At 56.2% G+C, this 14793-nt stretch carries 10 protein-coding genes, 1 pseudogene and 2 riboswitches; all 11 genes and pseudogenes read right to left on the bottom strand.

What is annotated here, in order from left to right:
* Window positions 1–131: 131 nt before the first annotated feature.
* On the bottom strand, window positions 132–1628 hold the full coding sequence (gene purF, locus ACFPQ4_RS16215; RefSeq protein ID WP_378112919.1) for an amidophosphoribosyltransferase: 1497 nt from the start codon (window positions 1626–1628) through the stop codon (window positions 132–134).
* Complete coding sequence (gene purL / locus ACFPQ4_RS16210; RefSeq protein ID WP_378112918.1) at window positions 1629–3884, bottom strand: phosphoribosylformylglycinamidine synthase subunit PurL; 2256 nt, start codon at window positions 3882–3884, stop codon at window positions 1629–1631. It lies immediately after the preceding gene.
* On the bottom strand, window positions 3862–4554 hold the full coding sequence (purQ, locus tag ACFPQ4_RS16205) for a phosphoribosylformylglycinamidine synthase subunit PurQ (protein WP_378112917.1): 693 nt from the start codon (window positions 4552–4554) through the stop codon (window positions 3862–3864). The genes purL and purQ overlap by 23 nt, the downstream gene beginning before the upstream one ends.
* 6 nt (window positions 4555–4560) lie before the next feature.
* A complete protein-coding gene (purS, locus tag ACFPQ4_RS16200) occupies window positions 4561–4803 on the bottom strand; it encodes a phosphoribosylformylglycinamidine synthase subunit PurS (protein WP_378112916.1) in 243 nt (80 codons plus the stop codon).
* Between the two features lie 36 nt (window positions 4804–4839).
* Window positions 4840–5721 (bottom strand): phosphoribosylaminoimidazolesuccinocarboxamide synthase, encoded by an 882-nt coding sequence (locus tag ACFPQ4_RS16195; RefSeq protein WP_378112915.1) that lies wholly within the window; start codon window positions 5719–5721, stop codon window positions 4840–4842.
* A gap of 25 nt (window positions 5722–5746) precedes the next feature.
* Window positions 5747–7042 (bottom strand): adenylosuccinate lyase, encoded by a 1296-nt coding sequence (gene purB, locus ACFPQ4_RS16190; protein WP_378112914.1) that lies wholly within the window; start codon window positions 7040–7042, stop codon window positions 5747–5749.
* A gap of 6 nt (window positions 7043–7048) precedes the next feature.
* A complete protein-coding gene (purK, locus tag ACFPQ4_RS16185; protein WP_378112948.1) occupies window positions 7049–8185 on the bottom strand; it encodes a 5-(carboxyamino)imidazole ribonucleotide synthase in 1137 nt (378 codons plus the stop codon).
* A 98-nt stretch (window positions 8186–8283) separates the two neighbouring features.
* Window positions 8284–8769 (bottom strand): 5-(carboxyamino)imidazole ribonucleotide mutase, encoded by a 486-nt coding sequence (gene purE / locus ACFPQ4_RS16180; RefSeq protein WP_378112913.1) that lies wholly within the window; start codon window positions 8767–8769, stop codon window positions 8284–8286.
* A gap of 185 nt (window positions 8770–8954) precedes the next feature.
* Window positions 8955–9055, bottom strand: a riboswitch (purine riboswitch).
* 269 nt (window positions 9056–9324) lie between these two features.
* Window positions 9325–10752 (bottom strand): NCS2 family permease, encoded by a 1428-nt coding sequence (locus ACFPQ4_RS16175; protein WP_378112912.1) that lies wholly within the window; start codon window positions 10750–10752, stop codon window positions 9325–9327.
* Window positions 10753–10892: 140 nt separating this feature from the next.
* Window positions 10893–10993, bottom strand: a riboswitch (purine riboswitch).
* A 180-nt stretch (window positions 10994–11173) separates the two neighbouring features.
* The gene (locus ACFPQ4_RS16170) at window positions 11174–13837 is read right to left on the bottom strand and encodes an OmpL47-type beta-barrel domain-containing protein (protein WP_378112911.1); all 2664 of its coding nucleotides are present in this window, start codon (window positions 13835–13837) and stop codon (window positions 11174–11176) included.
* 10 nt (window positions 13838–13847) lie between these two features.
* Window positions 13848–14747: pseudogene (locus ACFPQ4_RS16165) on the bottom strand (NHL repeat-containing protein); the annotation flags it as partial.
* Window positions 14748–14793 lie beyond the last annotated feature (46 nt).

Here is a 14793-nt window from a genome sequence, read left to right as displayed (position 1 = left end):
CTTACGTTGCTCAGACCCTTGTAAGTCGTTCTATTGTACCTTCGCGGGACAAGCCCGCGTCGAAAAGCTGGATTGGGCAACTCCGCTTAGTAGGTTACCCTTCGGCGGAGGTGCTGCCTTCGGTTCGAATCTTAGTCGCAGCTGCAAGAAGTCAGCTTAGCGTCCTCGAATTGAACCTTGGTCGGGTAGTCGTTGTTGAAGCACGCGAGGCAGAGCCCCCGGTTCTTCTCGTTATCGTGACCGCCGACGGAATCGATAAGGCCGGTCTCGCTCAAGAAATAGAGCGAATCGGCGTTGATCGCCTGGCGAATTTCCTCGACCGTCTTGCTAGAAGCGATCAGATCCGCCGGGTTCGGCGTATCGATGCCGTAGTAGCAAGGGTTCATGAACGGCGGCGAAGTGATGCGCACGTGAACTTCGAGCGCGCCTGCCTCGCGCAGCATGTTGACGATTCGCAGCGAAGTCGTACCGCGCACGATCGAGTCGTCGATCATGACGACGCGTTTGCCTTCGACGACTTTGCGTACCGCAGACAGCTTCATCTTAACGCCCTTCTCGCGAAGCTCTTGGGAAGGCTGGATGAACGTACGTCCGGTATATTTGTTCTTAATGAGTCCGAGTTCGTAAGGAATACCCGTCTGCTCCGCATAGCCGATCGCGGCGGAAATCGAAGAATCCGGCACGCCGGTAACGATGTCGGCGTCGACGAACGCTTCTTGCGCGAGCTGCTGTCCCATGCGCTTGCGCGCGGAGTGTAAGTTCACGCCGTAGATGTCGCTATCCGGACGCGCGAAGTAGATGTACTCCATCGCGCAGATCGCGCGGCGTTCCATCGGCGCGAACCGATCCTCGTGAAGACCGTCGCTGTCGAGCACGAGCAGTTCGCCCGGTTGTACGTCGCGAACGTATTCGGCGCCCGTCGTTTCCAAAGCGCACGATTCCGAAGCGAAAATATACGCATCGCCCAGGCGACCCATGACGAGCGGACGCAAGCCATGCGGATCGCAAGCGGCAATAAGTTTGTCTTTCGTCATGATCAGGAACGCGAAGCCGCCGATCAGACGCGCGAACGCGTCCTTGACCGCTTCGACGAGATCCTTCGGCGACCGCGCGATCAAATGCGCGATGACTTCGGTATCGCTCGTCGTCTGGAAGATCGAGCCGCTCTCCTCGAGCTCCTTGCGGATGCCCGGCTCGTTCACGAGGTTGCCGTTCGTGCAGACGGCGAGATCGCCGCCGCGGTACTTGAAGACGAGCGGCTGCGCGTTGCCGAGTTGGCTGGCGCCGGACGTCGAATACCGCACATGGCCGATCGCGTGGCTGCCCGACAAGCTCTCCAACCGGTCGCGGTCGAACACTTCTTTGACGAGCCCCATCCCGCGATGGTAATGGAACGTGCCTTCGTCGGACGTGCAGATGCCGCAGCTTTCTTCACCGCGATGTTGTAGCGCATGCAAGCCGAAGAAGGAGATGTTGGCGGCTTCGGGATGACCGTACACCCCGAATACGCCGCACTCTTCTTTCAATTTATCGAAGATCGAATCCCGACTGCTGTTGCCTTCGTTGTAGTAGTCTCCGGTCCAGAAGCGCGTCACTGCTGTACCTCCGTTCGCCAATCGAGTTGTCATTTATTTGATTTTACCGTTCATTTTCGAAGAAATCGCCGTTTTCCATTCGTGGCGCAGCTCTGCGACCGATGCGTCAATCGCGTTATGGCCGCCGATAACAATTTTCAAGCGCTCGCCGGTTACGACGCCCAACCGCTCAACCGCAACGCCTGCAGCCGTTACAGCAGCCGCGAGTGCATCCGCATTGTCCGGTTTAGCCGTCAAAAGAATACGGGATTGCGATTCGCTGAACAACGCGATGTCCGGACGCAGGTTCGAACCGAACGTTACGTCTGCACCTAGACCGCGACCGAAGCCGGATTCGGCCAAAGCCGCTGCCAAGCCGCCTTCGGACAAGTCGTGCGCGGAAGCGACGAGGCCCTGCTGAATCGCGCCAAGCACAGCGCCTTGCAACCGCTTCTCAACCGTCAAATCCAATTCGGGAGGACGGCCTTCCGTTACGCCGTGAACTGCGTATTGGAATTCGCTGCCGCCGAGCTCTGCTTTCGTCTCGCCAAGCAAGAAGATAACGTCGCCTTCGGCTTTGAACTCTTGCGTCGTGATGTGATCCGTATCGTGTACGAGACCTACCATTCCGACGACCGGCGTCGGGTAGATCGCGCCGTTTCTGTTCTCGTTATACAGCGATACGTTACCACCGATGACCGGCGTCTCGAGCACGCGGCAAGCTTCCGCCATGCCGTCGACCGATTTCTCCATTTGCCAGAAGATTTCGGGCTTCTCCGGGCTGCCGAAGTTCAAGTTATCCGTAATCGCGAGCGGCTCCGCGCCGGAGCAAACGATGTTGCGTCCTGCTTCGGCAACCGCGATGCGTCCGCCGACTTCCGGATCCAAGTAGACGAAACGTCCGTTGCAGTCCGTCGTCATCGCCAGCGCCTTGCGGGTGCCGCGAATCGTAACGACCGCCGCGTCCGAACCCGGACGTACCGCCGTCGACGTGCGAACCATGTAATCGTATTGGTTGTAAACCCACTCTTTGCTTGCGAGCGAAGGGGAACCTAGCACTTTTTTCAATGCCGCGTTCAGGTCGATCACTTGCTCGTAGCCGTTCGTATCGATGGAGCCGTTTTTCACGTAGTATTCAGGTACGCTGGATGGCTTGTCGTAGATCGGGCAATCGTCGACTAGCGCTTTAACCGGCATATCACCGACCAGTTCGCCTTTGTGGAACAGTTTCAGGCGGCCGTCGTCGGACACTTTGCCGACTTTCGCGCAATGCAGTCCCCAACGTGCGAAGATGCCTTTGGCTTGCTCTTCGTGCTGCGGTTCGCAGACGAACAACATGCGCTCTTGCGATTCGGACAGCATCATCTCGTAAGCGGTCATGCCTTCTTCGCGTTGCGGCACCTCGTCGAGGTACAGCTCCATACCGTTGCCGGCTTTGCTCGCCATCTCCGCGCTGGAGCACGTAAGGCCAGCCGCTCCCATGTCTTGAATGCCAAGGACGATGCCGGAGTCGATCAGCTCGAGCGTTGCTTCCATAACGAGCTTCTCCATGAACGGATCGCCGACTTGTACCGCCGAACGCTTAGCTTCGGACTCGGCCGTCAAATCTTCGGATGCGAAAGTCGCGCCGTGAATGCCGTCGCGTCCCGTTGCCGGACCGACGTAGAACACCGGGTTGCCGATGCCTTTGGCTACGCCGCGTTGGATTTTATCGTGATCGATCAAGCCGACGCACATCGCGTTAACGAGCGGGTTGCCTTCGTACGCTTCGTCGAACATGATTTCGCCGCCGACCGTCGGGATGCCGATGCAGTTGCCGTAGCCCGCGATGCCGCTAACGACGTGCTCGAACAAATATTTCACTCTATCGCTTTCCAGACGTCCGAAACGCAAGGAGTTCAACAGAGCAACCGGACGCGCGCCCATCGAGAAAATATCGCGAATGATGCCGCCGACGCCCGTAGCCGCGCCTTGGTAAGGTTCTACCGCGGACGGGTGGTTGTGGGATTCGATCTTGAACACGACCGCTTGGTTATCGCCGATGTCGACGATGCCCGCGCCTTCGCCCGGACCCATCAGGACGCGTGGTCCCGTGATCGGGAACCGTTTCAAAAGAGGCTTCGAGTTTTTATATGCGCAGTGCTCGGACCACATAACGCTGAAAACGCCGATTTCGGTGTAGTTCGGCTTGCGGCCCATGAATTCGCAGATGAGGGCATATTCTTTGTCGGACACGCCGAATTGCTTATATATTTTTTGTTCCGCGATTTGCTCTACGGTAGGTTCTTTAGCGGATACTTGCTGCGCCATTGCGTTCCCTCCAAGCGTTAAGTACTGACGTGAACATGCGAACGCCGTCGTCGGAGCCGAGGATTTCGGCTACGGCGCGTTCCGGATGCGGCATCATGCCGACGACGTTGCCGGCTTCGTTACATACGCCTGCAATGCCGTCGACCGAACCGTTCGGATTTTCGCCCGCATAGCGGAAAACGATCTGGTTGTTCGCTTTGAGTTGTTGCAGCGTAGCGTCGTCGACGTAGTAGCTGCCTTCGCCGTGCGCGATCGGAATATCGATGACGTCGCCTTTGGCGTAGCCGTTCGTGAACGCCGTCGCGTTGTTCTCGACGACGAGGTCCACTTGATGGCAACGGAATTTCAGCGAGCTGTTGCGGATTAGAGCACCCGGGAGCAAGCCTGCTTCCGTCAAAATTTGGAATCCGTTGCAAATGCCGAGCACGAACTTGCCGGCTTCGGCCGCCTTGCGAACTTCCGCCATAACCGGCGCGAATTGCGCGATGGCGCCGCAACGCAGGTAATCTCCGTAGGAGAAACCGCCCGGCACGAGAATCGCGTCATACTCGGACAAATCCGTAGCCGTATGGAACACATAGTCGACCGATTGGCCGATCGTATCTTCTACCGCTTTGTAGCAGTCGATATCACAGTTGGAACCCGGAAAAACGAGGACCGCGAATTTCATGGCGTCTTAGCCCTCCAATTCGAAGCGATAGTCTTCAACGACCGTGTTCGCCAGCAGCTTTTCGCACATTTCTTTCAGTTGCGCTTCCGCTTTCGCGCGGTCGTTGCCTGCGATTTCGACTTCCAGGTACTTACCGATGCGGACTTTGCCGACTTCGCCGAAGCCCATCGTGTGTAGCGCGCCTTGTACGGCGTTGCCTTGCGGGTCGAGCACGTTTTCTTTGATCGTTACGTATACTTTCGCTTTCATGAGTTCTCCTCCTGAAAATGGGGTTATGTGTTCGTTCTATTCCATCAATCTGCGTGCAATATCGCGATACCGCTCCGTCGTCGCTTCAACGACTGCGTCCGGCAAGCGCGGAGGCGGGCTGTTCTTGTCCCAATCCGATCCCGCGAGGTAAGCGCGAACCGGCTCCTTGTCCATGCTATCGATCTCGACGTCGAGCGCGTACTTTTCCTTCGCCCAGAAGCGCGAAGAGTCCGGCGTGAATAGTTCGTCGATGAGAATGACTTGTCCGTCGATGATTCCGAATTCGAATTTGCAATCGGCTAAAATGATTCCGCGTTCCGCGCAATAGTCCCGTCCGAACGCATACAGCTTCAAGCTGCGCTCGCGAAGCTCTTCCGCCAGCGCTTGACCGACGCGCGACGCCATTTCCTCGAAAGGAATGTCTTCGTCATGGCCGACGTCGTTTTTGCCTGCCGGAGTAAAGATAGGCTCGTCCAGCTTGCTGTTTTTGCGCAATCCGTCCGGTAACTTGATTCCGTTGACTTCGCCGTTACCTTGATACTGCCGCCAGCCGCCGCCCGTAATGTATCCGCGCACGACGCACTCGATATCGATCCGTTTCGCTTTGCGGCTCACCATAATGCGTCCCGCCAGCTTCTCGGGCTCCGTCACCAAGTCTCCGAGCAACGCCACGTCGGTATGAACGACATGGTTCGGTTGCACGCCGGCCGTCTGTTCGAACCAGTACGCGCTAAGCGTGTTCAGCACGCTGCCTTTGCCGGGAACCGGCGGATCGAGCACGTAGTCGAACGCGGAGATCCGGTCGGTAACGACGATAAGCAGATGCTCGCCCAAATCGTACAGCTCTCTAACTTTCCCCTTGTGAATAAGCGGGGCTTTGACGAGCCCTTCGGCCGTCGCTAACGCTTGGATGGACATAATGGCCTCCCCATGATCAATGCTGTTATTTCAAACCTAAGCGGTCAAAAATCGTATCCACGTGCTTCAGATGCCACGTCGGGTTGAAGCAATCGGCGATTTCTTCGGCCGACAGCAACTCGGTGATCTCGCTCGTCGAAGAGACGATGTCGCGGAAATCGCGTTGCTCTTCCCAAGCTTGCATCGCGCGCGGCTGCACGGTGTCGTACGCCTGCTCGCGGCTAAGGCCTTTGTCGATCAGCTTCGTCATGACGCGACCGGAGAACGGAACGTTATAAGTGCGAGCCATGTTGCGCTTCATGTTTTCCGGGAACACCGTCAAGTTTTTGATGATGTTGCCGAAGCGGTTGAGCATGTAGTTGAGAAGCATCGTCGCATCCGGCAGGATGATGCGCTCGGCGGAGGAGTGCGAAATATCGCGCTCATGCCACAGCGGCACGTTCTCGTAAGCGGTAAGCATGTGGCCGCGAATGACGCGGGACAAGCCGCTCATGTTCTCGCAGCCGATCGGATTGCGTTTGTGCGGCATCGCCGAGGAGCCCTTCTGACCTTTGCCGAACGGCTCTTCTACTTCGCGGAACTCGGACTTCTGCAAGCCGCGGATTTCCGTAGCGAACTTGTCGATCGACGTCGCGATGAGCGCGAACGTTCCCATGTATTCCGCATGACGGTCGCGTTGCAGCGTTTGCGTCGAGATCGGCGCAGCCTTGATTCCGAGCTTCGCGCAAACGAATTGCTCGACTGCCGGATCGATGTTCGCGTACGTGCCGACCGCTCCGGACATTTTGCCGAATTGAACGCCGTCCGCCGCGCGCTCGAATCGCTCGAGGTTGCGTTTCATCTCTTCGTGCCAAAGCGCCAGCTTGAGGCCGAACGTCGTCGGCTCCGCGTGAACGCCGTGGGTACGGCCCATCATCGGGGTGTCTTTATATTTGATCGCCTGGTCGCGCAGGATGGCGATGAAGTTCTCTATGTCTTTTTTCAAAATCGCGTTCGCTTGCAGCAGCAAGTACCCGAGCGCCGTATCTACGACGTCGGTGGACGTCAAGCCGTAATGCACCCATTTGCGCTCAGCGCCCAAGCTCTCGGATACGGCGCGCGTGAAGGCGATAACGTCATGGCGAGTCTCTTGTTCGATCTCGTAGATGCGATCGATATCGAACTTCGCGTCGCGGCGCAAAATAACGGTGTCTTCGTGAGGAATGTGTCCGAGCTCCGCCCATGCTTCGCAGGCTGCAAGTTCAACCTCTAGCCACGCTTGGAATTTGTTCTCTTCGGTCCATATTGCCCGCATTTCGGGGCGGCTGTAACGTTCGATCATGATCGGTTAAACCCTCCATATGTCTGATTGAGAGATCCATTCAAGCGCGGCCTCGACGTTCGGGGCGAGCACGTTGACGTGGCCCATCTTGCGCATGTGTTTCGCTTCGGCCTTGCCGTACAGATGGACTTTCGGCTCGACGCCGAGTTTGTTCGCCACCGCATCGTGCGACTTCATCCATGCCATGAGCGGCTCCATGTGTTCGCCGAGGATGTTCGCCATGACGACCGGCGTCAGCAGCGAAGGATTTCCTAGCGGCAAGTCGCAAATCGCGCGAACGTGCTGCTCAAATTGCGACGTACGGCACGCTTCCATCGTGTAGTGGCCGGAATTGTGCGGCCGCGGGGCAAGCTCGTTGACGAACAGCTTGCCGTCCGCCGTCACGAACATCTCGACCGCGATCAGTCCGACGACGCCCAGCGTCTCGGCGATCGATACGGCGAGCCGCTCGGCTTCGGCCAAAACTTCGGCCGACTCTCGGGCCGGTACGATCGATAAGTGCAGTATATTGCGAACGTGAACGTTCTCGGCCGGCGGGAACGTCCGGACTTCTCCGGAAGGACTTCTGGCCGCGATCACGGATATTTCTTTGTCGAAGCGGATGAACTGCTCCAGCACGAGCTCCGTGCCGGCTTTGCTCGCTTGTTCCCAAGCGGGCGCCAGCTCGTCCTCCGAGCGCAGCACCCATTGGCCTTTGCCGTCGTAGCCGCCGGTCGCCGTCTTCAGTACCGCCGGCAAGCCGAGCCGTGCCGCCGCATCTTGCAACCCTTCCAGGCTGACGATCTCTGCGTAAGGAGCGACCGTCGCGCCCGCAGCTTCGATCGCACGCTTCTCGCGCAAACGATGCTGCGTCGTATAAAGCAGCTTGCTGCCTTGCGGCACGTACGACTCCGCTTCCAGCATCGCCGCGACGTCGGCGTCGACGTTCTCGAATTCGTACGTAATGACGTCCGAGCGCTTGGCAAGCTCTCGCGCCGCATCCCGGTCGTCATACTTGGCGACGATCTGCTCCGCCGTCTGCCCGCATGGCGAATCCGGCGTCGGATCGAGCGTTACGAACTTGTAGCCGAGCCGGTTACCCGCGTGCGCGAGCATGCGCCCGAGCTGGCCGCCGCCGAGCACGCCGATCGTCGCGCCCGGCATAATCGTGCGCTGCGCAGGTGCGTCCGACGGTTCGCAACCGTCTATTCCGCAAGCCTCGCCATCGCCGTCAAACAAGCTATCCAGCTTAATTAGCTCGTTCATGGCAATTCTCCGTTATCTAGCACGTCCTGCGTAATGCGCGCGCGGCGAGCCGCGATCTTAGCTTGGACGCCCGAATCGAAAGAACCGATCATTTGCGCCGCGAGCAAGCCCGCGTTCGTGGCGCCCGCCGCGCCGATCGCGACCGTCGCAACGGGAATGCCGCCCGGCATTTGAACGATCGACAACAACGAATCAAGCCCGTTCAACGCCTTCGATTGAACGGGGACGCCGATGACGGGCAATACGGTTTTGGAAGCGACCATGCCCGGCAAATGCGCCGCGCCTCCCGCTCCCGCGATAATGACCTTGAGACCGCGCTCTACGGCGGTAGCCGCGTATTCGAACATCAAATCCGGCGTACGGTGAGCCGATACGACTTTCTTCTCGTACGGAATCGCGAGCTCGTCCAGAACGTCGCAAGCTTTTTTCATCGTATCCCAATCCGACGTGCTTCCCATAATAATGCCGACAATTGCAGACATAATTCCACCCTTCCCCGTTTAAACCATTTTAATATGAAGCCGAACGTAAGCGCGTTAGAACGCAAAAAGGCCGCTGGGTATGCATACAGCATTCCCCAATCGGCCTTAACTCTCTGTTTGGCATAATTGACGACGTACGACAGCAGAAAGCCCGGACCAAGGGTCCGCGCTCTCTATCAAAAACTCTCGTTCGTCCTATGCCGCGTAGTCCGGAAATTAGGGTTTCCGGGTAGAGACTTATCGGGCCGATTCCCGACATTATACGCGTATTTTCGCTGCTGACGATCAGCAGGCAATTTGCTCTTATAACGCTTCTAAGTTTACTCCACATCTGCGAGGTTGTCAAACAAAGACGAACGCTTTCATGTCTATCAAATATTAATGTTCGTGTTTTGACACTATCCAAGCAAAAGTCCGATGTCGAGTCCTGTCATACGCGGGAACTACCCGGAAATTCGAATAATTTCTGTTGCTTAGCATGCAAGAAACCCCGCCAACTTCTACCCTAAGGGAAGAAATAGCGGGGTTTTGACGCGCGCTTAACGATTGCTTAAATTAACCTTGCGAACCAATGAACGCGTAACGAGCGACTACGAGAATAGCCAAAATCCACATGAGCCAGTGAACCTTGTACTTACCTTTGCCGAACAGGTTCACAAGCGTTGCGAGAATGACGTAGGTAACGATACCGAACGAGATACCGTTCGCGATGTTATAAGTGAACGGCATAAGCACGATCGTCAAGAACGAAGGAATCGCGATCGTGTAGTCTTGGAAGTCGATGTGCTTGACGGATTGCAGCATGAGCAGACCGACGATGATCAGTGCAGCCGCCGAAGCGGAACCCGGAATCAGCTTGATGATCGGCGCAATGAAGAGCGCCGCCAAGAATAACGTACCGGTTGCCACCGAGGTAAGACCCGTGCGTCCGCCTTCCGCGACGCCCGCAGCGCTCTCGACGTACGCCGTCGTCGTGCTCGTGCCGAGTAAAGCGCCGCCGCTGACCGCTACCGCGTCCACCATCATAGCTTTGCCGACGCGTTTTTGACCTTCGACCGGATCCTGCATGAGACCCGCGCGACTCGCCGTACCGACGAGCGTGCCGAACGTATCGAACAGCTCGACGAACGTGAACGTCGCGACGATCGAGATGAGACCAGTCGACATGACGCCATCCCAGTCAAAGTTGGCGAAAGCCACTTTATCCAGTTCCGGAATCCAAGGGGTCAAATCCGTGTTGATATCCGTCGGTACATAGGACGAACCCATCAGAATACCGATGATCGTCGTGCCTAAGATGCCGAACAGGATCGCGCCCTTAACGCGCAGAACCATCAGAATGGAGATCAACGCAAGGCCGATCAATACGAGCTGTACGCCATGATCTTCAAGCGATCCCATGTGGAACACCGTCTCGAAGAACTTTACGTCCGTGAACTTTCCAGGTTCGATCGCGCCGCTGACGAATGGGTTCGTCTCCACGCCGACCGTCAACAAGCCGCTGTTTTTCAAACCGATGATCGAGATAAACAAACCGATTCCTACCGTAATCGCATGCTTCAGGCTATCAGGCATTGCGACGATCAGCATTTGTCGGATCTTCGTAACCGTAAGCAAAATAAAAATAAGTCCAGAGATGAACACCGCGGTTAGCGCGATTTCGAACGTTACTGGCTTGCCGGTTGCCGCAGAGCTCAGGATAACCGTTGCAAAGTAAGCGTTGAGACCCATACCAGGTGCCAAGGCGACAGGGAAATTCACGAAGATCCCCATCAAGATCGTAAAGATACCCGCCGCCAGCGCGGTAGCCAAGAAGATCGGATACCATTCTCCGCCCGTTTGGCTTACGCCGTCGACCATGTGGGACAACGTATCAGGGTTGACCGCCAGTATGTACGCCATCGTCATAAAAGTCGTTAAACCTGCCATGAGCTCTGTGCGTACGTTCGATCCCCGTTCTTTCAGCTTAAAGAAACGTTCCATTAGTTTCGACAAGCTCCCTTCAATTTGTGAGTTTGATGGTGAAAACCAAGGCTTAAACATACAAAAAACCCAGAAGATGACACCTCTAGGTTCCGCACAACTGGGAAAATCATACAATTGGAGCGCGCGCTGCCCCATTGCATGGTTATTCCACTTCCCGTAGCCAGATCATTTGCGGTGACCTCGTAGATACTTCCGAGCCAATTCCCGGAATTATACGAAAAGAACTATTCAGTTGTCGATTCTTTATTATTCTAGGACCTAGTACCATTTGTGTCAATGGAAATTTACGAATATTGAAAGCGCTTAACGGTATCGAACGTTCGGAATTTTCCATAAATAGCCGTTTCACCTCTGCTGACGCAATTGAAACCCAAGCTTCCCTTTCGGGAAAGCTTGGGTTTCAACTGAATAGTGCGGCTTATTTCGTCATGCGCTCCAGCATGTTCAGAAGCGTAACGACGGCTTCCGCCCGCGTAGCCGACTCGTTCGGCTCGGCAGCATTGCCGCCTCTGCCTCTCATAATTCCTTGCTCGCCGACTTTATCGAACGCTGATTTCGCCCAGTCCGGAATCGAGCCGGCATCTGTGAAACTATAAGCTCCTGATGGCGCTGTAGTTGATGTGAGCTCGTGCTGGGATATCACGCGGAAGATAAGTACCGCCATTTCCGCTCGCGTTAGCTGTGCATCAGGGTGAACGTTTCCGTTCTCGTCGCCGAACAGAATTCCGGCCCTGACAGCTTCATGAATCGCCGCTCTAGACCAATCTTTGATTTTGTCGTCATCGGCGAACTTGCGATCGTCCGACGACTCCTTCAGGTCCACCGCCTTGACTAGCATGAAGATGAATTCCGCTCGCGTAACCGGCCGATCCGGTTTGAACGTTCCGTCTCCGTAGCCGCTCACGATATGCTTATCGATGGCTTCGAGAATCCGGTCGCTCGCCCAATGTCCGCCGACGTCGCGGAATACCGGTTGTTGTGCCTCTTCGTGCTGACCGGGCTCTGTTGGACTTACGGGTTCAACTGGTTTTATTGGTCCTACCGGTCCAACTGGCCTAGTAGGTTGTTCGGGTTCCGGCGAATGAGGCGGAATGATCGGATCGACCGGACCGACTGGATCGACTGGATCGATTGGATCAATTGGATCGATTGGATCGATTGGATCGACCGGAGGAGTTACCGCTTCTGCCGTTCGAACCGTGACACGCGGTCCGTCCGAGCTCGCGTTCCCTGCTTCATCTACGGCTTGAACAGCGAACGAATAGCTCGTGTCCGGGTTCAGTCCCGTCACCGTCGCGCTCGTCGTGGCTACCGGTAAATCGGCAACGAGGCGTTCCCCGGCATATAGCAGATAACGGCTTAGTGCCGCATTATCGACAGCCGGAGAGTCGCTCCAGCTTAGCTGGATGGAGTCAGTTGAGTCCGACTCCGTTCTCAGCGAAGCGCCGGTTTGCCAATGGGGAGCCGTTTTATCAATCTTAATGCGAGAAATCGTACTCCGCTCATTGCCTAACGTATCAATCGCGCGAATCGTCACTTCATATTCGCCATCGTCTTGGATTATGGGCTGGTCGATAGCATTTACCCAATGCGCCCCTCCGTCGAGCGTGTATTCGATTGTTGCTATTCCGATTTCTGGCTGTGCATGCGAAGCGCTCGCCCGCAATATAACAGGTTGGTTGGACCAGCTTCCTTCCGCGTAAGACGTACCGTCTTCCTTCATCCATTGCGCGGTTAGCGTAATGCCTCCCCGGCTAATCCGAATGACGGCTTGCGCCGATGCCATATTGCCGGCTTTGTCCATCGCGCGCGCAAGCAAGCTGCGCTCGCCTTCCTCGTCGAATGTGATTTGAGCGGTCCCTGAATCGGGAACGGCGATCCAGTGCGTGCCGTTGTCCAGAGAATATTCCAGTTGATCGGTTCCGCTCCATACGTCGCTCGCCGCTAATATAGCCGTCACCGCGCCGTTCGTCCAACCGGAAGGTACGCCGCCGATCGAAAGCTGCGGAGCGGAAGAGTCGATATTGATGGTGCGAATCTCTTCTCGCGATCCTCCGAGCTCGTCCGTCGCCTTGAATGTTATTACGTGAACTCCGTCATCGCCTATTACGATGCCTTCGCCGGGAACGTATTGCCAGGTGGAACCGTTATTAAGTGAATATACGACGCTCTGAACATCGATATTCGGATTCGCTGGCCGCGCGTCGGCGGTAAGCATGACAGGGACATTGCTCCAGCTTCCATCTTGATAAGCGACTCCTGTCGCTATACTCATATTGACGCTGAGCGAGATGCCTTGCCGATCGATTTTGACGATATAGTCTCTAGAGGTCTCGTTGCCGGCTAGGTCGATCGCTTTGACGCTCAACGTGTATTGACCGTCGTTATGAAAAGCAATGTCGGACTCGTACGTTTGCCAATCGGAGACGACCGTTCCGCCGGACGAGGTTACGCGGTATTCAAGCGATCCGATATCGCCGGACCCGTCCGATGCATAGACGCTCGCCGTTACCGACCTGTTCGTCCATGTATTATCCTCGTAAGCGGATCCCGTTTCGTCCGTCATCGCGACGATCACGTTCGGAGGCGTATCATCGACGGTTTGCGCAACGAACTCAATATCGCGTCCCGAGCCGTCCTGCGCCGCGATCCATCCGTCCTTGCCGTTATCGGCCGACCCGGGGACAAGGATCCCGGTATCGTAACCGACGGGGCTGTACAACACGCGATACGCGATTTTATATGTTTTGCGGGCATCGTACCCCGAAGCGTCGCCTAACTCAAGGCTAATCGCGGGGGTGTCGGTCAACACCCGCTTCGTCCTGCCGGCCAAAGCGCGGAAAGGTCCAGCCTCCGAATCTCCTTCCAGAATCGCGGCATCGAAACCCCGATACCGGAAATGTCCTGAGGCGTCTCCCGTCTGCAGAGCGATCTCGATCCGATCGGCCGCTTTCCATTCGCCCCCGTATACGCCGACGAGAATCGAAGCATCCTCCGACGCTTCTACCCTGTTCACGAGCAGAAAAGCCGCGATTAGCAAGAAAGACCCAATTAACAAGCTGAATAGTTTATGTTTCATCATCCGCCCGCTCCTAGAAGCTGACCTGAACGCTGCCCGCCGATGGCGGAGCAACGACTTGGAACACGATGTCGACGCCATTCATCGGGATGACCTGAACGCCTTCGGTATCTATTCGGCCGGTCAATGTCGCATACTTCCGGTCGGTGCTCCCGGTGAATAAGATGCCTCCATACGTGCCGTTCGGAATCCGGTCCGCGAAGCCTGCCAGCACGATGCTGAACGTCTGGCCCGACACGACCGTCAATGCCGGAGGCGTTACTTTCAACGCTTGACGCAGTTCCGGCGTCAGCTCGTTCGCAGAAACGCTCATTTTTCGCGCCAGCTTCTGAATGCGGTTATTGTTCGTATCCGCGACATACATGTTGCCGTTCTTATCGACCGCAACGCCGCCTGGCGCGTCGAAGCGGCCGGCAGTCGTACCGAACCCGCCCCAGTGTTCGATATAGGAGCCGTTGTCGGACACTCTCACGATACGATCGTAATACTGGTCCGCGATATAAAGAGTACCTTGCGGATCCATAGCGAGGGATGTCGGTTCCCTTATCCCTCTTTCGTCAATGCCATCGATATATAAATCATTAAAACCCATGACGCCTGTCCACGTCTGTATCCTGGAGTGATAGGTGTCCGCAATATAAATCACACCGTTCTTATGCTCGACGACGTCTCTGGACCCGGGAAAATCATCCGGGCCAACGGTGGATTCATAGGTTCGAATAACGGAACCGTCGGCGGTGTCGATCTCTACCAGCGAACCGTGCAGCGTATTTGAATTTATGACGAGCAAATTACCAGCCCCATTGACGGCAATGCCGCGCGGCTTGTTTAGTCCGCTCGTTTGCCAGAGCGGAACTAGATTGCCGCTCGCATCGATCTTCTTAACGGAATTCCTGAATATTTCGGTGCGGCAGAGCCGCTCGGTTAATCTGTCAGAGCCACCGTGTTAACAGAATAGA

It is taken from the genome of Cohnella yongneupensis (assembly GCF_042655785.1).
GTDB lineage: Bacteria > Bacillota > Bacilli > Paenibacillales > Paenibacillaceae > Cohnella > Cohnella yongneupensis.
The sequence above is the reverse complement of the archived record's forward strand: the minus strand, read 5'-3'. Positions and strand labels throughout refer to the sequence as shown.

Bases quoted from the DNA above. Each gene is read 5' to 3' on its own strand.
- purF (WP_378112919.1), bottom strand. From the start codon at position 1,628: ATGACAACTCGATTGGCGAACGGAGGTACAGCAGTGACGCGCTTCTGG.
- purL (WP_378112918.1), bottom strand. From the start codon at position 3,884: ATGGCGCAGCAAGTATCCGCTAAAGAACCTACCGTAGAGCAAATCGCG.
- purQ (WP_378112917.1), bottom strand. From the start codon at position 4,554: ATGAAATTCGCGGTCCTCGTTTTTCCGGGTTCCAACTGTGATATCGAC.
- purS (WP_378112916.1), bottom strand. From the start codon at position 4,803: ATGAAAGCGAAAGTATACGTAACGATCAAAGAAAACGTGCTCGACCCG.
- ACFPQ4_RS16195 (WP_378112915.1), bottom strand. From the start codon at position 5,721: ATGTCCATCCAAGCGTTAGCGACGGCCGAAGGGCTCGTCAAAGCCCCG.
- purB (WP_378112914.1), bottom strand. From the start codon at position 7,042: ATGATCGAACGTTACAGCCGCCCCGAAATGCGGGCAATATGGACCGAA.
- purK (WP_378112948.1), bottom strand. From the start codon at position 8,185: ATGCCGGGCGCGACGATCGGCGTGCTCGGCGGCGGCCAGCTCGGGCGC.
- purE (WP_378112913.1), bottom strand. From the start codon at position 8,769: ATGTCTGCAATTGTCGGCATTATTATGGGAAGCACGTCGGATTGGGAT.
- ACFPQ4_RS16175 (WP_378112912.1), bottom strand. From the start codon at position 10,752: ATGGAACGTTTCTTTAAGCTGAAAGAACGGGGATCGAACGTACGCACA.
- ACFPQ4_RS16170 (WP_378112911.1), bottom strand. From the start codon at position 13,837: ATGATGAAACATAAACTATTCAGCTTGTTAATTGGGTCTTTCTTGCTA.